Origin of the sequence: Aeromonas salmonicida (assembly GCF_028355655.1) — a bacterium.
GTDB lineage: Bacteria > Pseudomonadota > Gammaproteobacteria > Enterobacterales > Aeromonadaceae > Aeromonas > Aeromonas salmonicida.
Window position 1 is genome coordinate 4176499 of record NZ_CP110645.1, and the last position, 25307, is coordinate 4201805.

Sequence of the window (25307 nt, forward strand, 5' to 3'; positions counted from 1 at the left end):
GGGCGAGCTGCGCTCGCCCTCTCATCAACTTAGTAACCGCTGGTGTTGGCAGGCTTGTCGCCATGCCCCAGTGTGGCCAGCAAGCTGGCCAACAGGCTGGATGCACCAAAGCGGAAGGTGCGGGCGGAGACCCACTCCTTGCCCAGGATCTCTTCGGCCATGGCGAGGTACTGACCCGCGACAGCGGCATCTTTTACGCCACCGGCCGGCTTGAAGCCAACTTTCGGGTTCTTGGCCTTGATCACTTCCATCATGATGCGGGCCGCTTCCGGGGTCGCATTGACCGGCACTTTACCGGTGGAGGTCTTGATGAAATCGGCACCGGCATCGATACAGATCTCGGAAGCACGACGGATCAGCGCCTCTTCTTTCAGTTCACCTGTCTCGATGATCACTTTCAGCAGTGCCTTGTCGCCACAGGCTTCCTTACAAGCTTTGACCAGATCGAAGCCAACCTGTTCATTGCCAGCCATGAAGGCGCGGTACGGGAACACCACGTCCACTTCGTCAGCACCGTAGGCGACGGCGGCGCGGGTCTCGGCCACGGCGATCTCGATGTCATCGTTGCCATGGGGGAAGTTGGTCACGGTCGCAATGCGCACGTCGGCGGCACCTATTTCACGCAGGGTTTTGCGAGCAATGGGGATGAAACGGGGGTAAATGCAGACAGCGGCGGTCAGGCCAGCCGGTGACTTGGCCTTGCGGCACAGGTCGATGACCTTCTGATCGGTGTCATCATCGTTCAGGGTGGTCAGGTCCATCAGGTTCAGGGCGCGTTGAGCGGCCAGTTTCAGATCAGTCATTCTATTCTCCAAAGTCTCGATTTAATCCAGATCTCAAGGGCGAGCGTCTGCTTGTCGCAACGCAACCAGCAAGACACAACTCCCCAGGATACGGGAATGGAATTACAGCGCGAATGCACAGGCACCATGCAGGCACTACGACTGTAAATAAGGCAAGAGCCCTGTCACTTTCTTACAAAAGTGCGGACTTGGTTCCATGAAGACTTGAGAAAGGCCGACGACTTCTGACCCGACTTCCCAATCAATTCCATTTGACCGCCAACACCCGACTTGATCGGGTATTAGTCAATGCCAGCACCCTGCTGGCAATGCCTATTTCAGCCGAGATACCCCGTGTTTGCAAGCCGGATTTGCCAATTTCAGAGGTACCTCACATCTGGCAAATCCGGTACTGGAAAGTGCGTCAAGAGAAGAAACGTGTGAGTACCCAGGAGTAAGCAATGCCCCCGAGATAGACTCCGACGATCCCCATCACCCCGGACAGGACGGGTGGTGCCGGGATCGGCAATTTGAGGAAAGAAAACAACAAGCCAACAATAAAGCCGGCCGCCATCGCCAGTAGCACTTCATTCATATAACCTCCGATTTGACTCATTTTATTATTAGTTTAGAAAGGAAAACGGTTGTCACCGCCCCAAACGCGAACGCCACAGCATTTCGCTGTGGCGTTCGTCTTTACCTGAGTGTCAGGCAAATATTACATGGCAGTCAGTGCCAGGAAGAAGCCTGCGATAGTGGCAGACATCAGGTTGGACAGAGAGCCAGCCAGTACAGCTTTCAGACCAAATCGTGCAATGGTGCCGCGACGGTTCGGTGCCATTGAACCCAGACCACCCAGCAGGATGGCAACGGAGGACAGGTTGGCAAAGCCACACAGGGCGAAGGAGATGATGGCTTTGGTGTGGTCGGACATGGCCACGCCGTTGATCAGCACTTCATCCTTCAGATACGGTGCAAAGTTCAGGTAAGCCACGAATTCGTTCACAACCAGCTTCTGGCCGATGAAGGAACCGGCAACCACGGCTTCGCTCCAGGGTACACCGATCAGGAAAGCCAGCGGGGAGAACAACCAGCCCAGCAGCAGTTCCAGAGAAAGCTCCGGCATGCCGAACCAACCACCCACACCAGAGAAGATACCGTTGATCATGGCGATGAGGCCGATGAAGGCCAACAGCATGGCACCTACGTTCAGGGCCAGTTGCAGACCGGCGGATGCACCGGCAGCGGCGGCATCGATCACGTTGGCAGGCTTGTCTTCCAGGTCGCCATCGGCAGAGTTTTCGTCATAGCTGGGGGATTCGGTTTCCGGCACCAGCAGCTTGGCGAACAGGAGACCACCCGGCGCGGCCATGAAGGAGGCGGCAATCAGGTATTCCATCTTGACGCCCATGGAGGCATAACCGGCCAGCACGGAACCAGCAACGGAGGCCAGACCACCACACATGACGGCGAACAGCTCGGAGTCAGTCATCTTGGAGATGAAAGGACGCACGACCAGCGGCGCTTCAGTCTGACCAACGAAGATGTTGGCAGTCGCAGAGAGGGATTCGGTACGGGAAGTGCCCAGTACTTTTTGCAGGCCACCACCCAGCAGCTTGATCACCCACTGCATGATGCCCAGATAATAGAGAACCGCGATCAGGGAAGAGAAGAAGATGATGACGGGCAGAACGCGGAAGGCAAAGATAAAGCCGCCGCCACCGAACACTTCAAACATCTTGTTGCTGACCAGGCCACCGAACAGGAAGTCGATACCATTCTGGCCATAACCGATGACGCTGGAAACGGCATCAGATACACCCACCAGAATATCGCGACCCACAGGGACATACAGTACAAATGCACCCAGACCAGCCTGGATTGCGAAGGCACCGGCCACGGTGCGAATTCTTATTGCCTTGCGGTTGCTGGAAAACAGCACCGCGATAAGGATGAGCGTTGCCATCCCCACCAGACCCATTATCAAATTCATTATTAACACTTCCTCTTTAGTAGCACCTTCCAGCTTGTTAACAACTTGTGTATTTCTGCTGTCAATCAAGGGTGCGCATTATACTAATTACGGGAAGACAAAGTAGAATGCTGGTCACATTTTATAAGCATGAAATGCGCTGAAGGTCGCCAAATTAGACCGCAAACGATTTTTACTCCCTGCAACTTTCAGCAAAACGCAACCTGGCGTTAATCAAATGTTACCAAAGCCTCTTTCAATCTGGAAAGTACGCAAAGTGGATTCATGTAACACCGAAGCAACATGAGACAATGGCTGTTGCCGCAACTCGGCCAATAGTTGCGCAATTTTTGGCAAGTTGGCGGGGGTGTTTGGCGCCCCCTGCTGACCCTGCAACGGCATGTCCGGCGCGTCCGTCTCCAGCAGCAAGGCTTCCAGCGACAGATCGCGGATCGCCTCCCGTGTCTTGTTGGCCCGATCAAAGCTGATCACTCCTCCGACGCCCAACCGAAACCCCAATTGCCAGAACGCCTGTCCCTGTTGCAGGGAGCCACTGAAGGCGTGAATGACTCCGCCTCTGGCCGGTTTGAAGCGTCGCAATATTTTCGCGACCGTATCGTTGGCCCGTACCGAGTGGACTATCAGTGGCAGCTCATGATCCATGGCCAGCCTGATTTGCGCCTCGAACAGTTCAAGCTGACCCTCCTGCGGCACATGGGAGCGCAGATCCAGCCCGCATTCCCCAACCGCCACCAGACCGCGGGGCCGGGCAGCCAGCCATCCTTGCAACCGGGTCAATACCCCTGGCGTCTGGGCGCCCACGTACCAGGGATGAATACCCAGTCCATAGGCAATGCCCGCATGCTGTTTGCTCAGCGCCATCACCCGGGTCCAGTTTTCCTCCCCCACGGCGGGAATGATATACTCGCTGACCCCCAACTGCCGGCACTCAGCCAGCAGCGCCGTCCGGTCGGGATCGAAGACCGGAAAGTCGAGATGGCAATGGGTGTCGATCAGTTGCATGTCACTTTCACCTGTTTGTCGTATTTGATGGGTCTACTCAATAATGAAACGCTCGAACCTTGGCTTTACCCTGATTGAACTGGTGCTGGTCATCATAGTGCTGGGGATCCTGGCCGTCACCGCCCTGCCCCGCTTCATCAATATCAAGGATGATGCGCTCAAGAGCACTGTCTCCACCACCGCAGCCAGCTTTGCCGGTGCGGTGCAACTGGCCCACGCAGGCTGGGCGGTCAAGACGAAAGGGGAGCCGCTGGCACTCTATAACTTTAGCGGCATGGGTAAGCAGGATCTCGACATCAACCGGTATGGCTGGCCGGTGGGCACCAAGGAAGACCAGGGAGGCCAGAGCCCCGATACCATTTTCCCGGGTGGCGACAGTGATCAGATCTCCGTCAGTAGCCGGGATGATTGCGAGAGTCTGTTCGAAGGCCTGCTCGATACCAATCAGACAGCGACCGATGAACTTCATACTGATGCAGAGAGCGATTACATCTCACAACTCATCCCGGCCGATGCCCAGATCGACGGACAGCTGCGCCATGACAACTGCCGCTATACCCTGCGTGACTCCATCTCCCGCTTTCCAGCTTACCCGGATGGCTTGAGTTTTGACTACAACAGCGTTACTGGCGCCGTGACTCGCAATTTTGATTGAGAGACTCTGCATCGCACTCTGGCGCAGCCTTCTTTGTCTCATCGTCATCATAACGAACCGGCATGCAGCAGCGCCGGTTCTCCGGGGTGAGTCCCCACTCCTGACACCAGCCATCGTAACGGGCCAACCAGCGTAACAAGACACCTTTCATCGTCTGCTCCTTGGGGTTGCTATAAAGCGGTTCTATACCCTGCTCCATTGCCTCATACCGGCCAAGCACAATCGGGCCAACGGCATCATGGCGCTTCGGACGGCAACAGCAGCCCCATGCTGATCTCGTCGACATAGCCCTCGTCCAGTGCCGCCGCATCCTCCACGTTTGCCAGACGAATCGTCATGCTCACCCTCCCTGTTTGGCTGCAGTGCCGGATCACTGTCATAAAAAAACGACTCCATTTGGAGTCGTTTTTATCAGAGCCATCTGGCCAGTTCAATCAATGGCGATACCGGCAGATCACTTGCCGGCAGGCAGACTGAGTCTGGCAACAGCTTCAACGTGCATGGAGTGCGGGAACATGTCCACCGGCTGCACCTCGTCCAGCACAAAGCCCTGCTTGACCAACCAGGCGAGGTCGCGGGCCAGGGTCTGCGGGTTGCAGGAGACATAGACCAGACGGCGCGGCGCCATGGCGACCAAGGTCTGCAGTACCGCCTTGTCACAACCCTTGCGGGGCGGATCCATCACCACCACATCGGCGGTCACGCCCTGGGCGTACAGCTCGGGCATCAACTGCTCGGCCTTGCCCACATGGAATTCGGTGTGCTCTATGCCGTTGAGGGCCGCGTTGCGACGGGCATCGCTGATGGCGCTCTCGACCGATTCTATCCCCACCACCTTGGCGGCCTTGCCAGCCAGGAAGAGGGAGATGGTGCCGATACCGCAATAGATGTCGAACACAGTCTCGTTGCCGGTCAGCTCGGCATACTCGAGGGCGCTGGAGTAGAGCACGTCAGTCTGGGTCGGGTTGTTCTGGAAGAAGGAGAGCGGCGAGATCTCGAACTCGAGTTCATGGATCTTGTCGCGGATCACCCCTTCCCCCAGCAGCACCCGGTTGTTGGCCCCTAGAATGCGGTTGGTGCGCTCATCGTTGATGTTCTGCACCAGGGTGGTGATGGGCAGATCGCTCAGGGTAGCCAGCAGCTCCGCTTCGAATGGCAGCGCTTCACCCAGGGTCACCAACACCACCATCAGCTCACCGCTCTTGAAACCCTTGCGGGTCATCAGGTTGCGCACGCAGCCAGTGTGGTTCACCTCGTCATAGGCCGCGATGTCATGCTCGCGCATCCAGTTGCGCACACGGGCATTGAGCTCCACGTGCAACGAGTCCTGCACAGCGCAATCGTCGGCGGTGATGAGATCGTGAGAGTGCTTGCGATAAAAGCCGATCTCGGCACCGGCTTCGCAGCCACGCACCGCGTATTGGGCCTTGTTGCGATAGGCGAACGGGCTCTCCATGCCGAGGATGGGGTTGACTGTGGTGTTACCCAACCCGGCCTGCTCCAGTGCGCTCTGCACCAGAGCCTGCTTGAGCTTGAGCTGGGCCGGATAGGCCAGCGGGCGTACCTGACAACCACCGCACTCTGTGTTGGGGCAAAAGTCGGCGACCCGATCGGCAGAGGGCTGGAGCAGCTCGGTGACCTTGCCGTGCAGATAGTTCGGCTTGACCTCGGTCAGCTCCACCAGCGCCTGCTCACCGGGCAGCAGACCCTCGACGAACAGGGGGCGGTCGAACAGGCGTCCTTTGCCATCTCCCTTGTCAGTCAGTTCCAGGATCTCGATCTGGTGTTGATGTCCCACTAACGGCATGAGCGGCTCCAAAGGCATAGAAAATGATGGGGAAAATGGGGCAAGCCCATTAAGGGTGGCAGAGTTTAGCGGAGATCTGCCCAAATTGCAGGCATAAAAGGTTGGGTAAAGCGCACTCTACTTTTGCAGACATAAAAAAGCCGCCGGCATAACCGGCGGCGCACTCTTATTGGCACAGGGCCACGACTGGGTTACAGGCTATAAGCTTTCTCACCGTGGGTGGTGACATCCAGCCCTTCACGCTCCGCATCTTCTTTGACTCGCAGACCGACCATCAGATCCACCAGCTTGAAAGCCACCACAGAGATAACACCGGACCAGAGGATGGTGACTCCAACCCCGATAGCCTGGATCTTCACCTGAGTCAGGATGGAGTAACCCTCCGCAACCTGGTTGGTGACATAGTCCCACACCCCGGTACCACCCAGATCCGGGCTGGCGAAGACGCCGGTCAGCAGGGCACCGAGAATGCCGCACACACCATGCACACCAAACACGTCAAGACTGTCATCGGCGCCAAGCAAGCGTTTGAGACCATGAACTCCCCACAGCCCCGCCACGCCACCAATCAGGCCCATCACAAGGCCACCACCTACACCGACAAAACCGGCCGCCGGGGTGATCACCACCAGACCGGAGACGGCACCTGAGGCTGCTCCCAGCAAGGAGGGACGCCCCTTCATCACCCACTCGGCCATCGTCCAGGAGAGCGCTGCGGCGGCCGGGGCCACCCAGGTGTTGATAAAGGCCAGTGCGGCTATGCCATTGGCTTCCAGTGCTGAGCCTGCGTTGAACCCGAACCAGCCGAACCAGAGCAGGGAGGCCCCGATCATGGTCATGGTGAGGCTGTGCGGTGTCATGGGATCACGACCGTAGCCCAGACGTTTTCCCACCAAATAGGCCCCCACCAAACCAGCTACGGCGGCGTTGATGTGCACCACTGTGCCACCGGCAAAATCCAGTGCACCATGCTGGAACAGATAACCAGCCGTCGCCGTTGCTGCGGCTGCGGCATCAGCCGTGGTATAGGCATCCGGGCCCGCCCAGTACCACACCATGTGGGCCAGCGGTATGTAGGCGAAGGTGAACCAGATCACCGAGAACAGCAAGACGGCGGCGAACTTGATGCGCTCGGCGAAAGCCCCCACGATGAGGCCGCAGGTAATGGCCGCGAAAGCCCCCTGGAACACCACGTAGATAAACTCGCTGATACCGACACCTTTGCTGAAAGTGGCCGCGATGGAATCAGGGGTTACCCCCTTGAGCAGCACCTTGCTGAAAGAACCGTAAAGGCTGTTGCCCTCGGTAAAGGCCAGTGAATAACCGTAGATCACCCACAGCACGCAGATGAGAGAAAACAGGGTAAACACCTGCATCAGCACGCTCAACATGTTCTTGCTACGTACCAGACCGCCATAAAACAACGCCAACCCGGGGATCGACATCAGGATCACCAAGGCGGCAGAGAGCAGCATCCAGGTGTTGTCCCCCTTGTTGATGGTCACGGCAGCCACCACTGGCACCGCTGCCTGCACGACATCGACCGATGCGGTCACTATTACCTCTTCAGCCCAACTGGGGCTGGCCAGCAAGGCGGCAAGCGCCAACAGGCCTGTCATCACGAGTCTCTTGAGCATACTGCCTTCTCCTTCCCTGTCGTCCCGGCACCAGTCCGGGTCCATTTCCTGATATGAATATCGAATCCATAAGTTACGCCGCACACTGAATCCACTTTGTTGCACCACTGTTACTCGGCAGTGCATCGACTTGTCCAGCATCATGGCAATCTCAAAGCATAAAACAGGCCAACTCACTAAATCATTTAAGATCAATGCCTTGAAATCATACAGGCTGAGCAATGCACCAGAGTTGAGCACAAGGTACATCAGCGTGGGAGCAAGGGCGCACTTATGCTGTGCAGGGTAACCCGCTCGCACCGAAATAGAGCAGAGCATAAGCCAGGACAGATGACAGACCGGTGACGACCAAACAGCAGGTAACAACGGGGATATACCTGGCTACCGCCCGTGATGAATGCGGATACAGAGAGAAAGCAGTGGAGAGAAGCGAGCATTGACACAATATCAAAGGTCATCAGCAAGGATAGTCTTTGATATTGGCCGGGATCTGACAGGGCGCAGTCATGAACATGCCGCCACTTTGGCGAGACTGCATCCTGTTCAGGCACTGAAAAAACAAAAGGCCACCTACTTGGGTGGCCTTTTGTCATTGAATTAGTTGATGGTGCCCGGGGTCGGACTCGAACCGACACGATTATTCATCGGCGGATTTTGAATCCGCTGCGTCTACCGATTTCGCCACCCGGGCAACTGCGAGAGATTATACGAATGGCGCGATGCCATGCAAGGTGTTTTTCTTGTGCACGCTCTCGTTTGCTCATTTATTCAACGCCTTGCCGATACAAGGTCAGTTACATAGAATGCCCGCATCATATTAATGGAATAAAAACGATGGCCAAGCGTACACCCGTCTCACCAAAACCTGTCTCTACCGCAACCCCGCACTACCCGTCGGCTGGTCTGCTACGCCGCCTCGGCGCTCTGCTCTATGACTATCTTGTGGTCATCTCTTTGCTGATCATCGCAGGCTTTATCGGTATGGGGGTAGCGCATCTGCTGCTGGCAACCGGCGCAGCTACCATTCCGGAAGGCAAAGACGCTTCCTGGCTGCTGACCAGTCCGATCTACAGCGCCTGGCTCGCCTTCATCATCTGCGGTTTCTACACCTGGTTCTGGACCCGTGCCGGTCAGACCATAGGCATGCGCGCCTGGCGACTGCGCATTCAGAATGCGGATGGCAGCAACATTCGCATCACCCAGGCCCTGATCCGGCTGGCGACGGCGGCATTCGGCCTTGGCAACCTGATGTGTCTGTTCAACCGCAAGGCACCCCGTGCCTTTCAGGACATCTGGTCCGAGTGCGAAGTGGTGGTGTTGAGCAAGCAGGAGAACCTGGAGCAGCTGAACAAGTGATCTGGCGAGCAGGGTATGAATAACAAGAAGGGCACCCAGTGGGTGCCCTTCTTGTTTGGTCTATGCAGGCCGCTACTGTTTGCGGCTCAAGATATAGAAGGAGATACCGCCAAACAACAGACTGGGAGCAATGGCGGCCAGGATCGGCGGCACTGCGTACACCAGACTGATGGGCCCGAACACACGATCGCTCACATAGACGGCGAAACCTGTCATGATCCCCATCAGCATGCGAGCCCCCATGCTCACCGAGCGCAGCGGGCCGAAGATGAAGGAGGAGGCGAGCAGTATCATGGCCACCACGGAGAGCGGCGACAACAGCTTGCGCCACATCTCCAGCTTGTAACGCCCGGCGTCCTGCTTGTTGGCGTCCAGATAGCCGATGTAGTCGAGCAGACCGGCCACCGGCAGGTTTTCTGGGTCGATACTCACCACACCGAGCTGCTTGGGCGTGAGCTCGGAGCTCCACTCCATCTGGGCCTGCGTCTCGCTCAGGATCTGCGCGGGATCGTCAAAACGGGTGATCTGGACCTGCTTGAGCAGCCAGTGATGCTGCTCAAACACGCCTTCGCGAGCCTGGAGTATATCGATCAGTTTACGCTCTGGCGTGAAGCGATAGAGGGTGATGCCGGTCAGTGCGCCATCGTTGCGCACCCCGTTGATATTGACGAAGTTGTTGCCATCACGTGCCCAGACCCCATAAGCAGAAACAGTCAAGCGCCCCTCTGACAGCGCACCAGCCTTGACGTCGTCTGCCATCCGCTTGGCGATGGGCGCCACATATTCACCCATCAATCCCACCAGTATCATCAAGGGGATCGCAGTCTTGAGCGCCGCCATCACGATACTGATCTTGGAGCGGCCCGCCGCCTGCATCACCACCAGCTCAGAGCTGGTCGCCAGCTGACCCAGCCCTATGAGTCCGCCCAGCAGGGCAGCCAGCGGGAAGAACTGAACCGCCTCCTTGGGCATGGAGAGCAGGACGTAATAGAGCGCATTGATCATGTCGTAGTTGCCTTCCCCGACCGACTTGAGCTGCTCCACATACTTGATGAGCGCAGCCAGCCCGACCAGGGTCAGTTCACACAACAGGATCGACATGAAAATGACCCTGCCGATATATCTATCGAGAATGCCAAACATCAGGCGAGATTCCTAAGTTGCAGCATCATGCTGATTTTCTGTTGAAATAGCGTCCTTTCACCCCGTTCCACCAACTGGTGCCCTGCAAGTTGAGCGGCAGGCCGATCAACAGCAGATAGACCAGGGGCACCAGGAACATACCCGGCCAATGGGGCAGGCGTCCGCTGTCGATGGCCGAGCGCGCCGCGCTGAGCAACAGGAAGTAGGAGAGATAGAGCAAGATGGCCGGCAGCAGCTTGGCATAACGGCCCTGACGGGGGTTGACCCGCGCCAGTGGCACCACCAGGAAGGTGAGCACCAGAATGGATAGCGGCAACGAGATACGCCACTGCAGCTCGGCCATCATGCCGTTGTCCTGAGTCCCCAGCAGCTCGACCGTCGGCCTGGCGGCCGCCTTGCGGTTGGAACGCTCCATCTCCTGCTGACGGATCACCAGACTGTACTCGTCAAATTCGGAGATCTGGAACTGCCTGGTGCTGAAGTGCCCCTCATAGCGAGAACCATCTTTCAGGGTCAACCATTGCAGGCCACTGCTGTCGAGGGTCACCACCCCTTCCGTCGCGACCACCACAGAGGGCGGCTTGCCATCATGGGAGCGTTGCAGCACGAAGATTTTCTGCAGCAAAGACCCCTTGTCATTCAACTCCTGGATGTAGGCAACGAGGCGCCCCTTGTCGAGCTCCATGAAGCGACCCGCCTGCAGGAAAGAGATACCCGGATCGGCCTTGAATTCATCGATCACCTGATACTCCCGTTCCTTGGCCTGGGGAGCTATCCAGCCGGTGTTGAAGGCCGCAACGGCGGCAGTCAACAGGGCCAGCACCATGGCGCAGCGCATCACGAAGCGGTGACTGAATCCCACCGCATGCAGCACCGTCATCTCACTTTCGGCATACAGGCGCCCGTGAGCAAACAAGATGGCTAAAAACAGGCTGATAGGCAGCATCAACAACGCCATATTGGGCAGGTTGAGCAGCAACAGGGTGGAAACCAGGCGTGTCGGTACCTCACCATCGGCGGCATCGCCGATGATCTTGATAAATTGTTGGCTGACAAAGATAAGCAGCAATACGAATAACACTGCCAGCTGCGTTTTCAGGGTTTCCCTGAACAAATATCGGAAAACGATCACAGTCATTCCCAAGTAAACTTGTGTTTTTAGTCGAATGCCTGAAAAATAGGGCCGTATATTGGATTTTTACCAGTTTGAACTGCGGAGCCTATGGCTGTTCGCTCCGCCTCTGATACCCCAACAAGCACCGCATTATTCAATAAAAGGTGCCTTTTGTCTTTAGGATGTAGGAGATTCCATGGAGTTCAGTGTAAAGAGTGGCAGTCCTGAGAAGCAACGCAGTGCTTGCGTCGTGGTCGGCGTATTCGAGCCCCGTCGTCTCTCTCCGGTTGCCGAACAACTGGACAAGATCAGCGATGGCTACATCAGCTCGCTGCTGCGCCGTGGCGACCTGGAAGGGAAACCAGGCCAGATGCTGTTGCTGCATCAAGTACCAGGCGTGCTCAGTGAGCGCGTGCTGCTGGTCGGTTGTGGCAAGGAGCGGGAACTCGACGAACGCCAGTACAAGCAGATCATCAACAAGACCATCACCACCCTGAACGAGACCGGCTCCATGGAGGCTGTCTGCTTCCTGACCGAGTTGCACGTCAAGGGGCGGGATACCTATTGGAAGGTGCGTCAGGCGGTGGAAACCACCAAGGCGGGCCTCTACAGCTTTGATCAGTTCAAGACCAACAAGGCCGAGCCGCGCCGCCCGCTGCGCAAGCTGGTATTCAATGTGCCGACGCGTCGGGAACTGACCATTGGTGAAAAAGCCATCGCCCACGGTCTGGCCGTGGCGAAAGGGGTCAGAGTCTGCCGCGACGTGGCCAACATGCCGCCCAACGTCTGCAATCCGGCCTATCTGGCCTCCCAGGCCCGCCGTCTGGCAGACTCTTTCGACAATATCACCACCAAGGTGATCGGCGAGCAGGAGATGGCCGAGCTCGGCATGAACTCCTATCTGGCGGTAGCCCGTGGCTCCGAGAATGAAGCCATGATGGCCATCATCGAATACAAGGGCAACGCCGATGCCAAGCCCATAGTGCTGGTCGGCAAGGGTCTGACCTTCGATTCGGGCGGCATCTCCATCAAGCCGGCCGAAGGCATGGACGAGATGAAGTACGACATGGGTGGCGCCGCCTCCGTGCTCGGCACTATGCACGCCCTGGCCCAGTTGCAACTGCCCATCAACGTCATTGGCGTGCTGGCCGGTTGCGAGAACATGCCGGGTGGCAACGCCTATCGCCCGGGTGACATCCTCACCTCCATGTCCGGCCAGACTATTGAAGTGCTGAACACGGATGCGGAAGGCCGTCTGGTGCTGTGCGATGCGCTCACCTATGTGGATCGTTACGATCCCGAGACCGTCATCGACGTGGCGACCCTGACTGGGGCCTGCATCATAGCGCTGGGCCACCACACCACGGGGCTGCTGGCCAACCACAATCCGCTGGCCCACGAGCTGCTCAATGCCTCCGAGCAGGCTGGCGATCGCGCCTGGCGCCTGCCGCTGTTCGACGAGTATCAGGAACAGCTGGAGAGCCCGTTTGCCGACATGGCCAACATAGGCGGGCGTCCGGCCGGTACCATTACCGCTGCCGCCTTCCTGTCACGCTTCACCAAGAAGTACAACTGGGCTCACCTGGATATCGCCGGGACCGCCTGGAAGAGTGGCAAGGACAAAGGATCCACCGGTCGTCCGGTTCCCCTGCTGACCCAGTTCCTGCTCAACCGGGCAGGCGTGGATATCGAAGAAAAAGAGTAACTCCCCTGCCCCTTTCGATGAATGCATCGGAAGCCCGGGAGTTGCCCAGTACCACAAGGAAGAGGCCCGCCTCTTCCTTGTTTCATTCTTGAATCAGTGAGCAGCAGGCGGGAAAACTCCCTGTCAGCCTCTTCGGCGGTCAATAGTCCGTCACCGCAAAACGGGATCAACCTGATGAGCCAAGTGACTTTTTACCTGATGAACGAACAGGATGACGCACAGGCCAGCGCCGTCGAACGGCTCGCCTGCCAACTGGCGGCCGAGTCGTGGGGCGCAGGCCACCTCTACCTGTTTTGCGACGATGAGGCCCAGGCCCTGCGCCTGGACGAGTTGTTGTGGCAACTGCCACCGGAGCGTTTCGTGCCGCACCAGTTGCAAGGCGAGAGCGGTCAGGCGCCGGTGGAGATAGGCCATCAGCCGCCGAAACGGCGCTACGCCCGCCTCATCAATCTGGCCAGAGAGACACCTTTGTTTGCAGGACACTTCGCTCAAGTGGTAGATTTTGTCCCCACTGACGAAACGCAAAAGCAGCAAGCCCGCGAGCGCTACAAGCACTATCGCCAGGCAGGCCATGCCCTCGAGATGAGGGATCAGCCCGTCCTTGCCGCACCGGATCCGGCGCAGCCCTGACTACGTCACCCTCGATCCACGACGAATCAACACCAGACTCCATCCATCCAGATTACGGCGAGACCATGGAAAAGACTTTTAATCACAATGCCATCGAACAGGCGCTCTATCAGCACTGGGAAGCCCAGGGTTACTTCAAGCCCCACGGCGACACCAGCAAAGACTCCTTCTGCATCATGATCCCGCCGCCGAACGTCACCGGCAGCCTGCACATGGGTCACGCCTTCCAGCAAACCCTGATGGATACCCTGATCCGCTACAACCGCATGCAGGGCAAGAACACCCTGTGGCAGGCGGGCACCGACCACGCCGGTATCGCCACCCAGATGGTGGTTGAGCGCAAGATCGCTGCCGAAGAGGGCAAGACCCGTCACGATTACGGCCGTGATGCCTTCATCGACAAGATCTGGCAGTGGAAGGAAGAGTCCGGTGGCACCATCACCCGCCAGATGCGCCGTCTGGGCGACTCCGTGGACTGGGAGCGCGAGCGCTTCACCATGGATGAGGGTCTCTCGAGCGCTGTGCAGGAAGTGTTTGTCCGTCTCTACGAAGATGGCCTCATGTACCGCGGCAAGCGTCTGGTGAACTGGGATCCCAAGCTCAACACCGCCATCTCCGATCTGGAAGTGGAAAACCGCGAGATCAAGGGCCACATGTGGCACCTTCGCTATCCGCTGGCCAACGGCGCCAAGACAGCTGAAGGTCAGGATCACCTGATCGTCGCCACCACCCGTCCGGAGACCATGCTGGGCGATACCGCCGTGGCAGTAAACCCGGAAGACCCGCGCTACAAGGCGCTGATCGGCCAGCACATACTGCTGCCACTGGTGAACCGTCTGATCCCCATCGTCGCCGACGAACACGCCGACATGGAGAAGGGCACCGGCTGCGTGAAGATCACCCCGGCCCACGACTTCAACGATAACGAAGTGGGCAAGCGCCACAACCTGCCGATGATCAACATCTTCACCCTGGACGCCCACGTGCGCGCCGAGGCCGAAGTGGTCGACACCAACGGCAACCCCAGCACTGCCTACGACGCCGCCCTGCCGACCGAGTTCGCCGGTATGGAGCGCTTCGCCGCCCGCAAGGCCATTGTGGCCAAGCTGGATGAGCTGGGCCTGTTGGCTGAAATCAAGGATCACGTGCTGCAGCAGCCTTACGGCGATCGCGGTGGTGTGCCCATCGAGCCGATGCTGACCGACCAGTGGTACGTGCGTGTGGCGCCGATGGCCAAGACCGCCATCGAAGCGGTGGAAGATGGCCGCATCCAGTTCATGCCCAAGCAGTACGAGAACATGTACTTCTCCTGGATGCGCGACATTCAGGACTGGTGTGTCTCCCGTCAGCTGTGGTGGGGTCACCGCATCCCGGCCTGGTATGACGACGCCGGCAACGTCTACGTGGGCCGTGACGAGGCAGAAGTGCGTGCCAAGCACAGCATACCGTCCGTAACAGTACTGCGTCAGGACGAAGACGTGCTCGACACCTGGTTCAGCTCCGCCCTGTGGACCTTCTCCACCCTGGGCTGGCCGAACAACACCGAAGCGCTCAAGACCTTCCACCCGACCGACGTGCTGATGAGCGGCTTCGACATCATCTTCTTCTGGATTGCCCGGATGATCATGATGACCATGCACTTCATCAAGGACGAAAACGGCCAGCCGCAAGTCCCGTTCAAGACCGTCTACATCACTGGCCTTATCCGTGACGAAGAAGGCCAGAAGATGTCCAAGTCCAAGGGCAACGTGCTGGATCCGCTCGACATGATCGACGGCATCTCGCTGGAAGACCTGATGGAGAAGCGCACCGGCAACATGATGCAGCCGCAGATGGCCGAGAAGATCGGCAAGCGTACCGCCAAGCAGTTCCCGGAAGGGATTGAGGCTCACGGCACCGATGCCCTGCGCTTCACCCTGGCGGCGCTCGCCTCTACCGGTCGTGACATCAACTGGGACATGAAGCGCCTGGATGGCTACAACAACTTCTGCAACAAGCTGTGGAACGCCTCCCGCTACGTGCTGATGAACACCGAAGATCAGGATTGTGGCTTTGGCGGCGGTGAGATGGTGTTCAGCCTGGCAGATCGCTGGATCCAGTCCCAGCTGCAGGTCGCCATCCGCGACTTCCGCACCGCGCTCGATACCTACCGCTTCGACATCGCCGCCGGTGTGCTGTACGAATTTATCTGGAACCAGTTCTGCGACTGGTATCTGGAGCTGACCAAGCCGGTACTGGGCAAAGGCTCCGAGGCCGAGCAGCGTGCCACCCGTCACACCTTGGTGACTGTGCTGGAAACCCTGCTGCGTCTTGCGCACCCCATCATCCCCTTCATCACCGAGACCATCTGGAAATCGGTGGCCCCGCTGACCGGCGTGCACGCCGACACCATCATGCTGCAAGCCTTCCCGCAGTTCGATGCCGCCAAGGTAGACGACGCTGCGATGGCGGATCAGGAGTGGGTGAAGGAGTTTATCGTCGGCATTCGCAACATCCGCGCCGAGATGAACGTGGCGCCGAGCGTGGCCTTGAACGTGCTGCTCAAGTGCGATGCCAAGGACACCCAGCGCGCCGGTGACAACGAGGCCTTCCTCAAGTCCCTGGCCCGTCTGGAATCCATCCGCGTACTGGCGGACGGTGAAGTGGCTCCCTTGTCAGTGAAGAAGCTGATCGGTGCCACCGAGCTGATGATCCCGATGGCAGGTCTCATAGACAAGGATGCCGAACTGGCCCGTCTGGCCAAAGAAGTGGCCAAGCTGGTCGGCGAGTGCGCCCGTATCGAAGGCAAGCTCGGCAACGAAGCCTTCGTGGCCAAGGCGCCGGAAGCCGTCATCGCCAAGGAGCGCGAGAAGCTGGAAGAGTACCGTGCCCAGCTGGTGACGCTCGAGACCCAACAGGCCGAAATCGCCGCCCTGTAAGCCGATTGCTGTCCTGAAAAAGCCCCCTTTTACAGGGGGCTTTTGTTTATCTGTCCCCATCCCCGCTGGTTTACTCACACTTTCATACAAATTTAGCGAGCCAAATCACCTGCTTTCACAAGCGCATTTCCCCCAAATTCATTACACTGCCAGCGATCTTTTCTACCAGGAGTGCTGTGGCAGTATGGAAATATTGATCCTGTTTGGATTGATTTTGCTCAATGGCGTCTTTGCCATGTCGGAAATCGCCATTGTTACCGCACGCAAGGCCCGCCTTGGCAAGATGGCGAGCGAAGGGAATCGTTCTGCTGCCATTGCCCTCAGGCTGAGCGAAGATCCGACCAACTTCCTCTCCGCCGTCCAGATAGGCATCACCAGCATAGGCCTGCTCAACGGCATCTACGGCGAGTCCCTGCTGGCCCAACCGCTGGCGCTCTGGCTGCAGGAGTGGGGCATGGCCGCCAAGAGCAGCAGCATGCTTGCAACCGTGCTGGTGATCGTCATCGTCACCTACCTCTCAATCGTTGTCGGTGAACTGGTGCCAAAACGCCTCGGTCAGCTCAACGCCGAACGCCTCGCCTGTCTGGTAGCCCGCCCCATGATGTGGCTGGCGGCCATCACGCGCCCCTTCGTCTGGCTGCTGTCGGCCTCCACCAACGCCAGCCTGCGTATTCTCAAGGCCAAGCAGGATGGTGGTGCCAACGTGACCCAAGAGGAGATCCACGCCATGCTGGCGGAGGGTTCGGAAGCCGGGGTCATCGAAGATCATGAACACACTATGCTGCGCAACGTGTTTCGTCTCGACGAACGCAGCCTGGCCTCCCTGATGGTGCCGCGCAGCGACATCCGTTATCTGGATCTCGCGCTGCCACTGGAGGTGAATCTGCAGCGACTGGTGGAGTATCGCCACAGCTTCTTCCCTGTCTGTGATGGCAGCCTTTCCGATCTGGTTGGCATCATCAACGTCAGCAAGGTGCTGCACGCCTACATCAAGGGGGAGCCCATCGATCTGGCGGCCCTGACCCAGGATGGCAGCCTGTTGCCGGAGACCCTCAACGGACTCGAGCTGCTCAACCATTTTCGCACCCACGCCGAGCACATGGTGCTGGTGGTGGACGAATATGGCGAGTTGCAGGGGCTGGTCACTCAGCAGGATCTGCTGGAGACGCTGGCTGGCGATTTTCAACAGGAAGACAGCGAGGATAACTGGGCATTCCAGCGAGCCGATGGCAGCTGGCTGCTGGACGGCCTCATTCCCCTGCCGGAGTTGAAGGACTGCCTCGGACTGGTTCGACTACCGGAAGAAGAAAAACATCACTACCACACCCTAGGAGGGCTTATTATGCTGCTCCTTGGCCGTGTTCCCAGGACCGGAGATCTGGTCACCCTGGAACAGTGGCAACTGGAAATTGTTGACATGGATGGTCTGCGCATCGACAAGGTGCTCGCCATGCCTTTGCTCGATCAACCCAGCTAACCTGCGGAGTTTGCAAGAATGGAGCAGTTTTACCAACTGGCTCACGCCTTTATGCATCAGGATCTGGTGACCTTGTCCGATCCCAAGATGGCCTTTATGGTCTGTGGCGTGTTATTGACTTTTTTGGTGCTGGAGAATGGCTTCATCCCCACCGCCTTCTTGCCCGGTGATAGCCTGCTGATCCTGACAGGAGTACTCATCTATCAGGATGTGCTCTCCCTCAGCATAGTGCCGCTACTTATCCTGGCTACCTTCGTCGGTACCTGGCTGGGCTATATGCAGGGTCGCTTCCTCGGCCACACCAGGATGTACCATCGCCTCTTGTCTCATGTGGAAGACAGGCACAAGGAGAAGGTCTTCTATCTGCTGGACAAGTACGGCATCCTGACCCTGATCACCGCCCGCTATATTGCTTTCGTACGCACTGCCTATCCCTATATCGTCGGGGCGACCGAGATCCCCCAGGGGCGCTTTCTCATCGTCAATCTGATCAGCTCCATCATGTGGATCTGCCCGCTGGTCGGGCTGGGTTACTACCTGAGCCACACCAAGCTCGCCGCCCAGTATGAGTCACAGTTTCTCAGCATCATTCTCTACTTGCCGCTGGTGCTCTTGCTGGGGGGCATTGTCGCCCTGCTCTGGCGCTGGCTGAGTAAACGCAAAGCCGTTCTCCCACGAGAGTGAGTCAAATACCAAGGGCCATCGCAAGATGGCCCTTTTTTTACCAAAATAGTGGTGAATTCCCACGGGCACCCTTGTAAAACCAGAGTAAAAATGCGTGAATCTAGCGCCTTTTTTCGATGTAAACGGAGTCGGTAGTATGCGGTGTCGGGTTAGCGCAATGGCGCTGGTATATGCATTGGTTGGACTGCTGGGTTTGCCAGCAGCATTGGCTGCCCCCAACCCGGCCAAACTGCAACTGCGATCGAGCAGTGCCCTTGTAGTGGACGTCAACACGGGCAAGACTCTGTATCAGAAGAACGCCACCCGGGTTCGGCCGATCGCCTCGCTGACCAAGCTGATGACGGCGCTGGTGGTACTGGAGGGGCGACAGAGCCTCAACCAGACCCTGACCATAGATCAGAATGACAGGGACAACGTCAAGCACACCTATTCACGCATCCGTTTCGGCACCAAGGTGACACGCCGTGATGCCCTGCATTTGACCTTGATGTCCTCCGAAAACCGCATGGCTTCGGCCCTGGCACGCCACTATCCCGGCGGCCGCCAGGCCTTCATCCGCGCCATGAACAACAAAGCCAGGCAGCTTGGTATGCGCAACAGCCGCTTCCACGACTCCACCGGCCTGTCGACGCGCAACGTCTCCACCGCCCAGGATCTGGCCAAACTCATCTCCGCCGCCTATCGCCAGCCGCTGATCCGCCAGTTCACTCAGGATGCAAACCGGGATATGCGCTTCAGTACCCCCGCCTATCGCCTGATGTTCAACAACACCAACCCGCTGGTGAAGAACCCTGACTGGGGTGTGCGCCTCTCCAAAACGGGCTTCACCGATGAGGCAGGCCGCTGTCTGGTGATGCGCGCCAAACCCGACAGCCGTGAGCTGGCCATAGTACTGCTCAACTCTGTGGGCAAGCGCACTCCCATCGGCGATGCCAACCGCATTCGCAAATGGCTGAAAAGCTGAGGCTCTGAACAGGTGTGGGAAAAAGGATGCTGCGGCATCCTTTTTTATTGGCCGCAGCTCTACGGGTCTCGTCACGTCGAGCCTGCCACACTTGCCCATCGGTTTGGCTCAGCCCGCTATTTGGCAGAGGAGCGCAGAATGGCGCTATGGTGCAAGGTATTGAGGGGATCAGCAGGACGAGGTGAACGCAAGGGTGAGGCCGGGTGGAAACCCATAGATGAGGGGAGAGAAAGGGGACGATTGGTCATGTTGCCAGGCATCAGGGGCTGCCTGGCCAGCTCCGGCACATAAAAAAACAGCCCCGACCTAAGTCGAGGCTGTCTATATGGTGCGCCCGGGAGGATTCGAACCTCCGACCACCTGGTTCGTAGCCAGGTACTCTATCCAGCTGAGCTACGGGCGCTCATCAACTTTTGGTACTGCTCAAAATGGTGCGCCCGGGAGGGTTCGAACCTCCGACCACCTGGTTCGTAGCCAGGTACTCTATCCAGCTGAGCTACGGGCGCTCACAAACTTTTGTGTACTGCTAAAAATGGTGCGCCCGGGAGGATTCGAACCTCCGACCACCTGGTTCGTAGCCAGGTACTCTATCCAGCTGAGCTACGGGCGCTCACAAACTTTTGGTACTGCTCAAAATGGTGCGCCCGGGAGGATTCGAACCTCCGACCACCTGGTTCGTAGCCAGGTACTCTATCCAGCTGAGCTACGGGCGCCCTGATTTAAAACGATAAAAAAAGCTTACTTATCAGTAAGCCTTTTCCAAAGTGTCGACTTGCTGATGGTCAACACATGACTCTTGCTTGAGTCTTAATATGGTGCGCCCGGGAGGATTCGAACCTCCGACCACCTGGTTCGTAGCCAGGTACTCTATCCAGCTGAGCTACGGGCGCAAATGGCGGAGAAGGGGGGATTCGAACCCCCGATGCGGGTATAAGCCGCATACTCCCTTAGCAGGGGAGCGCCTTCAGCCTCTCGGCCACCTCTCCGTTTGCGGGGCTGATAATACTTCACAGGGATTTTTAGTCAAACACTTTTTTGGAGAAAAAAGCGTGTTCGCTCAGCATTTGGACAAAGCGTGGAATATTCAAACAATATCGGCACTTACCCCGCAGTTTAGTGCCTTGCAGGGCCATTTCAGACGCGCAAAAAAACAAAAGGCGACACAACAAGTGTCGCCTTAAAGCAGCTATCGATGCGGCTTAGAAATTCGGTTGGCCCGGCACTTTCTCGGCCTGTATCCGCATGTAGATCTCTTCACGGTGTACGGAGACCTCTTTCGGTGCGTTAACACCGATACGAACCTGATTGCCTTTAACGCCCAGTACGGTGACAGTCACTTCGTCACCAATCATCAGGGTTTCCCCTACACGACGAGTCAAAATAAGCATTCGCTTGCTCCTGTATCCTGTTTTGTATTTATATCGATATGCGACATTATCTTACAAAGATACCGATATGGTAAATGGTTGAAACTAAATCAATCAGGGATTGTTCCCCAAGGGCTGCTCATGAGGCTCATTATCCAGCCCGAAAGCGGCGTGCAAGGCGCGCACGGCCAGCTCCAGGTACTTCTCGTCAATCACCACGGATATTTTGATTTCAGAGGTGGAAATCAACTGCATGTTGATCCCCTCCTCGCCCAATACCTTGAACATGGTGCGGGCGACACCGGGGTGGTTCCACATGCCGACACCGACAATGGACACCTTGGCTATCTCGCCGTTGCCCTGCACGCAGGCGGCCCCCAGTTCACTGGCGGTCTCCTCCAGCAAGGCGCGCGCCCGGCGATAGTCATCGCGATTCACCGTAAAGGTGAAGTCTGCTGTGCCATCCCCCAGCGTGTTCTGCACTATCATGTCGACATCAATGTTGGCGTCGCTGATCGGATTCAGGATCTGCGCCGCAACGGTGGGCCTGTCCGGCACACCCAGAATGGTCAGACTGGCCTCGTTGCGATTGAAGGCTATCCCGGATACCAGGGGAGCTTCCATCCTCTCACCTCCATATGTGATTAAGGTTCCCTCTCCATCGACAAAGCTCGACAGCACCCGTAGTGGTACGCGGTACTTGCCCGCGAACTCCACCGAACGGATCTGCAGCACCTTGGCCCCCAGGCTCGCCATCTCCAGCATCTCCTCGAAAGTGATGGTGGAAAGACGACGCGCCTTGGGCTCGATGCGCGGATCCGTGGTATAGACCCCATCCACATCGGTAAAGATCTGGCATTCATCGGCTTTGATGGCCGCGGCTACCGCTACTGCCGTGGTATCAGACCCACCGCGCCCCAGGGTCGTGATGGCATTTTGCTCATCACGGCCCTGGAAACCGGCGATCACCACCACCTTGCCCGCCCCCAGTTCAGCCTGAACCTGTTCGGTGTCGATGTGGGTGATACGTGCCTTGCCATAGGCGGAGTCGGTATGAATGCGTACCTGATCGCCGGTCATAGAGACCGCAGCGCAACCGCGTTTGTTCAACGCGATCGCCAGCAGCGCTATGGTGACCTGCTCACCGGTGGAGACGAGCACATCCATCTCGCGCCGGTTGGCATCAGGATCCAGCCGCTGGGCCATACCCAGCAACCGGTTGGTTTCCCCCGACATGGCAGAGACCACTACCACCACGTCGTGTCCCTGGGCGCGGGTCAGTTGAACCCGCTCAGCCACCGCCTCGATCCGCTCCAGCGTGCCGACCGAGGTGCCGCCGTACTTCTGTACATAGAGTGCCACAGATCACCTCGCCCTTTTACAGGCGCTCTTCCAGCCAGGAGTGAACGGATTGCAGTGCCGCAGGCACAGCTTCTGGCTGAGTGCCACCCGCCTGAGCCATGTCAGGACGACCACCCCCCTTGCCACCTACCTGCTGGGCCACCAGATTGACCAGCTCACCGGCCTTGACCTTGCCGGTCAAATCGCTGGTCACACCGGCGATCAGGTTGACCTTGTCATCGCTGCTGGTTGCCAGCAACACGACACCGGACTTCATCCGGTTTTTCAGCTCATCCAGCATGCCACGCAGTGACTTGGGATCGGCCCCTTCCAGCGCCGCTATCAGCACCTTCTGACCGTTTATCTCGATCACCTGGCTCAACAGGTCGCTACCAGCCTGGGCGGCCAGCTTGGCCTTGAGCTGCTCCAGCTCGCGCTCCATCATCTTGGACTTGTCCAGTATCTGGCGCACTTTATCGGCGATGGAGAACTGATCGCCCTTCACCAGAGCCGCTGCCTCTTCGATCTGCTCACCCATCTGGTGCATGAAATCGATGGCACCCTTGCCGGTCACGGCTTCGATGCGACGCACACCGGCGGCAATGCCACTCTCGGCGATGATCTTGAAGAAGCCGATGTCACCGGTACGCTTGGCGTGAGTACCGCCGCACAGCTCGGTGGAGTAGTCGCCCATGCGCACTACGCGCACGTCGTCTTCATATTTTTCACCAAACAGCGCCATGGCACCGGCCGACTTGGCCGCTTCCAGATCCATTACCTGGGTAGCGATGTCGTGGTTGGCACGGATCTGGGCATTGACCAGCTCCTCGACCCGACGAATGGTCGCCATGGTCAGTCCTTCGAAGTGGGAGAAATCGAAGCGCATGCGCTCAGCCCCCACCAGAGACCCTTTCTGAGTCACGTGATCCCCCAGCGCCTGGCGCAGGGCTGCGTGCAGCAGGTGAGTCACAGAGTGGTTCAGGGCCACAGCCTGACGACGCTCGCCATCGACCACGGCTTCGACCAGGGCGCCTTTCTCCAGGGTACCCAGCTCCAGATAACCCTTGTGAATGATGGCCTTGCCCGCTTTCTGGGTATCGGTCACGGCGAAGATGCCGTCATCTACCTTGAGCACACCGCAATCACCCACCTGACCACCTGACTCGGCGTAGAAGGGAGTCTCGGCCAGTACCACGACGGCTTCTTCACCGGCGATGAGGCCATTCACTTCGACGCCATCCTTGTAGATGCCGACGACGCTGGTTTTCTGGCTCAGCTGCTTGTAACCGGTAAACGGGGTCTCGAAGTCCAGCTTGAGCACCTCGTTGTAGTTCACACCGAAGCTGGAGGCCTCTTTCGCGCGGGCACGCTGCTTCTCCATCTCGGCATTGAAGCCCTCTTCGTCGATGCCGATCTCGCGCTCGCGCACTACGTCGGCGGTCAGGTCAGCCGGGAAACCGTAGGTGTCATACAGCTTGAACACCACCTCGCCAGGTATGACCTTGGCATCACCCAGGTTGGTCAGCACGTCTTCCAGCAGCAGCAGGCCGCGATCCAACGTACGGACGAATTGCTCTTCCTCGATGCGCAGCACGCGCTCGACCAGCGGCAGCTGGGCGATCAGTTCGGCGCCCACGTCTTTCATCTGCACGGCCAGTTCGGCAGCCAGCTTGTAGAAGAAGACGTCGGTGGCACCCAGCTTGCGACCGTGACGCACGGCGCGACGGATAATGCGGCGCAGTACATAGCCGCGACCTTCGTTGGACGGCATGACGCCGTCAGCGATCAGGAAGGCGCAGGAGCGTATGTGGTCGGCGATGACGCGCAGGGACTGATTGCTGAGATCGGTAGTACCCACGATCTCGGCCGCTTTCTTGATCAGCGCCTGGAAGATGTCGATCTCGTAGTTGGAGTGCACGCCCTGCATGATGGCGGAGATACGCTCCAGACCCATGCCAGTATCCACGGACGGACGGGGCAGCGGTTCCATGGTACCGTCAGCCTGACGGTTGAACTGCATGAACACCACGTTCCAGATCTCGATGAAACGGTCGCCATCTTCTTCCGGTGAACCGGGAGGGCCACCCCAGATGTGATCGCCATGGTCATAGAAGATCTCGGTGCAGGGGCCACACGGACCTGTATCACCCATCTGCCAGAAGTTATCGGAAGCAAAGGCTGCCCCCTTGTTGTCACCGATGCGCACTATGCGCTCGACCGGCACACCCACTTCATTTGCCCAGATATTGAAGGCTTCATCGTCCGTTTCATACACGGTTACCAGCAAGCGCTCTTTGGGCAGCTGGAGAGTACCGGTCAGGAATTCCCAGGCAAAACGGATGGCGTCCTGCTTGAAGTAGTCACCGAAGCTGAAGTTGCCCAGCATTTCGAAGAAGGTGTGGTGACGAGCGGTATAGCCGACGTTTTCCAGGTCATTGTGTTTACCACCGGCACGCACGCAACGCTGGGAAGTGGTTGCCCGATTGTAGGCACGCTTGTCTGCACCAAGGAACACATCCTTGAACTGGTTCATGCCTGCGTTGGTAAACAACAGGGTCGGGTCGTTATGCGGTACCAGCGAGCTGGAAGAGACAACCTGGTGCCCCTGGGAGCGGAAATACTCGAGAAACGCAGCGCGTATCTCTGACGTGGACATATACATGGAAAATCCTGCTTGATTCGAATACGGACTTTTAACCGCATTAATGTAAGTTTTCTGCGGGGTAAAGTAA

20 protein-coding genes and 7 tRNA genes are annotated in these 25307 nt (G+C 57.9%); 8 read left to right on the forward strand and 19 right to left on the reverse strand.

Annotated elements, in window-relative coordinates:
- Window positions 1-29: 29 nt before the first annotated feature.
- The 4 genes from deoC to ONZ54_RS19430 all read right to left on the reverse strand — a co-directional run bounded on the left by deoC (window position 30) and on the right by ONZ54_RS19430 (window position 3777).
- Window positions 30-803 (reverse strand): deoxyribose-phosphate aldolase, encoded by a 774-nt coding sequence (deoC, locus tag ONZ54_RS19415; RefSeq protein ID WP_271786941.1) that lies wholly within the window; start codon window positions 801-803, stop codon window positions 30-32.
- 403 nt (window positions 804-1206) lie between these two features.
- Complete coding sequence (locus tag ONZ54_RS19420) at window positions 1207-1377, reverse strand: XapX domain-containing protein (protein ID WP_005320410.1); 171 nt, start codon at window positions 1375-1377, stop codon at window positions 1207-1209.
- Window positions 1378-1500: 123 nt separating this feature from the next.
- On the reverse strand, window positions 1501-2775 hold the full coding sequence (locus ONZ54_RS19425; RefSeq protein WP_005320408.1) for a NupC/NupG family nucleoside CNT transporter: 1275 nt from the start codon (window positions 2773-2775) through the stop codon (window positions 1501-1503).
- 213 nt (window positions 2776-2988) lie between these two features.
- Window positions 2989-3777, reverse strand: coding sequence for a TatD family hydrolase (locus ONZ54_RS19430; RefSeq protein WP_271786942.1), 789 nt, complete (start codon window positions 3775-3777; stop codon window positions 2989-2991).
- 43 nt (window positions 3778-3820) lie between these two features.
- On the opposite strand from ONZ54_RS19430, the gene tppF reads away from it, so the two are divergent.
- Complete coding sequence (gene tppF, locus ONZ54_RS19435) at window positions 3821-4432, forward strand: type IVa pilus pseudopilin TppF (protein ID WP_271786943.1); 612 nt, start codon at window positions 3821-3823, stop codon at window positions 4430-4432.
- Here the strand turns inward: tppF and ONZ54_RS19440 are convergent.
- From ONZ54_RS19440 to ONZ54_RS19455, 4 genes are all read right to left on the reverse strand, one after another.
- Complete coding sequence (locus ONZ54_RS19440) at window positions 4401-4583, reverse strand: hypothetical protein (protein WP_087757137.1); 183 nt, start codon at window positions 4581-4583, stop codon at window positions 4401-4403. The genes tppF and ONZ54_RS19440 overlap by 32 nt on opposite strands.
- 303 nt (window positions 4584-4886) lie before the next feature.
- On the reverse strand, window positions 4887-6239 hold the full coding sequence (gene rlmD, locus ONZ54_RS19445) for a 23S rRNA (uracil(1939)-C(5))-methyltransferase RlmD (RefSeq protein ID WP_059169429.1): 1353 nt from the start codon (window positions 6237-6239) through the stop codon (window positions 4887-4889).
- 191 nt (window positions 6240-6430) lie between these two features.
- Window positions 6431-7876: an ammonium transporter gene (gene amt / locus ONZ54_RS19450; RefSeq protein WP_017412704.1), complete on the reverse strand. Its 1446-nt coding sequence runs from the start codon at window positions 7874-7876 to the stop codon at window positions 6431-6433.
- Between the two features lie 605 nt (window positions 7877-8481).
- Window positions 8482-8567, reverse strand: a tRNA-Leu gene (locus ONZ54_RS19455).
- Window positions 8568-8710: 143 nt separating this feature from the next.
- Between ONZ54_RS19455 and ONZ54_RS19460 the strand changes: the two genes are divergently transcribed.
- Complete coding sequence (locus ONZ54_RS19460) at window positions 8711-9232, forward strand: RDD family protein (RefSeq protein ID WP_165484172.1); 522 nt, start codon at window positions 8711-8713, stop codon at window positions 9230-9232.
- 72 nt (window positions 9233-9304) lie between these two features.
- Here ONZ54_RS19460 and lptG read toward each other — a convergent pair whose 3' ends face one another.
- Both lptG and lptF read right to left on the reverse strand, forming a co-directional pair.
- Window positions 9305-10375 carry an LPS export ABC transporter permease LptG gene (gene lptG / locus ONZ54_RS19465; RefSeq protein ID WP_005315733.1) on the reverse strand — a complete coding sequence of 357 codons (1071 nt, stop codon included), beginning with the start codon at window positions 10373-10375 and terminating at the stop codon, window positions 9305-9307.
- A 25-nt stretch (window positions 10376-10400) separates the two neighbouring features.
- Window positions 10401-11513: an LPS export ABC transporter permease LptF gene (lptF, locus tag ONZ54_RS19470; RefSeq protein WP_271786944.1), complete on the reverse strand. Its 1113-nt coding sequence runs from the start codon at window positions 11511-11513 to the stop codon at window positions 10401-10403.
- Window positions 11514-11685: 172 nt separating this feature from the next.
- Between lptF and pepA the strand changes: the two genes are divergently transcribed.
- The 6 genes from pepA to pbpG all read left to right on the forward strand — a co-directional run bounded on the left by pepA (window position 11686) and on the right by pbpG (window position 19867).
- Window positions 11686-13194 (forward strand): leucyl aminopeptidase, encoded by a 1509-nt coding sequence (gene pepA, locus ONZ54_RS19475; protein ID WP_271786945.1) that lies wholly within the window; start codon window positions 11686-11688, stop codon window positions 13192-13194.
- Window positions 13195-13368: 174 nt separating this feature from the next.
- Entirely contained in the window at window positions 13369-13824 is a 456-nt protein-coding gene (locus tag ONZ54_RS19480; RefSeq protein ID WP_005315744.1) for a DNA polymerase III subunit chi, read from the forward strand.
- A gap of 65 nt (window positions 13825-13889) precedes the next feature.
- A complete protein-coding gene (locus tag ONZ54_RS19485; protein ID WP_271786946.1) occupies window positions 13890-16742 on the forward strand; it encodes a valine--tRNA ligase in 2853 nt (950 codons plus the stop codon).
- A 184-nt stretch (window positions 16743-16926) separates the two neighbouring features.
- Window positions 16927-18219 carry a hemolysin family protein gene (locus ONZ54_RS19490; protein ID WP_087757130.1) on the forward strand — a complete coding sequence of 431 codons (1293 nt, stop codon included), beginning with the start codon at window positions 16927-16929 and terminating at the stop codon, window positions 18217-18219.
- Window positions 18220-18237: 18 nt separating this feature from the next.
- Window positions 18238-18903 carry a DedA family protein gene (locus tag ONZ54_RS19495; RefSeq protein ID WP_059168790.1) on the forward strand — a complete coding sequence of 222 codons (666 nt, stop codon included), beginning with the start codon at window positions 18238-18240 and terminating at the stop codon, window positions 18901-18903.
- 136 nt (window positions 18904-19039) lie between these two features.
- Window positions 19040-19867 (forward strand): D-alanyl-D-alanine endopeptidase, encoded by an 828-nt coding sequence (gene pbpG, locus ONZ54_RS19500; RefSeq protein ID WP_058395346.1) that lies wholly within the window; start codon window positions 19040-19042, stop codon window positions 19865-19867.
- A gap of 326 nt (window positions 19868-20193) precedes the next feature.
- Here pbpG and ONZ54_RS19505 read toward each other — a convergent pair.
- The 9 genes from ONZ54_RS19505 to alaS all read right to left on the reverse strand — a co-directional run bounded on the left by ONZ54_RS19505 (window position 20194) and on the right by alaS (window position 25237).
- Window positions 20194-20270, reverse strand: a tRNA-Arg gene (locus tag ONZ54_RS19505).
- Between the two features lie 26 nt (window positions 20271-20296).
- A tRNA-Arg gene (locus ONZ54_RS19510) sits at window positions 20297-20373 on the reverse strand.
- 27 nt (window positions 20374-20400) lie between these two features.
- Window positions 20401-20477: transfer RNA gene (locus ONZ54_RS19515), tRNA-Arg, on the reverse strand.
- A gap of 26 nt (window positions 20478-20503) precedes the next feature.
- Window positions 20504-20580: transfer RNA gene (locus tag ONZ54_RS19520), tRNA-Arg, on the reverse strand.
- Between the two features lie 100 nt (window positions 20581-20680).
- Window positions 20681-20757: transfer RNA gene (locus ONZ54_RS19525), tRNA-Arg, on the reverse strand.
- Between the two features lie 3 nt (window positions 20758-20760).
- Window positions 20761-20853 (reverse strand) — tRNA-Ser (locus ONZ54_RS19530).
- Window positions 20854-21066: 213 nt separating this feature from the next.
- Complete coding sequence (gene csrA / locus ONZ54_RS19535; protein ID WP_005315760.1) at window positions 21067-21255, reverse strand: carbon storage regulator CsrA; 189 nt, start codon at window positions 21253-21255, stop codon at window positions 21067-21069.
- Window positions 21256-21348: 93 nt separating this feature from the next.
- Window positions 21349-22596, reverse strand: coding sequence for an aspartate kinase (locus ONZ54_RS19540; protein WP_271786947.1), 1248 nt, complete (start codon window positions 22594-22596; stop codon window positions 21349-21351).
- Between the two features lie 16 nt (window positions 22597-22612).
- Window positions 22613-25237, reverse strand: a complete 2625-nt coding sequence (alaS, locus tag ONZ54_RS19545) for an alanine--tRNA ligase (protein ID WP_113720606.1) — start codon at window positions 25235-25237, stop codon at window positions 22613-22615.
- Between the last annotated feature and the right edge of the window lie 70 nt (window positions 25238-25307).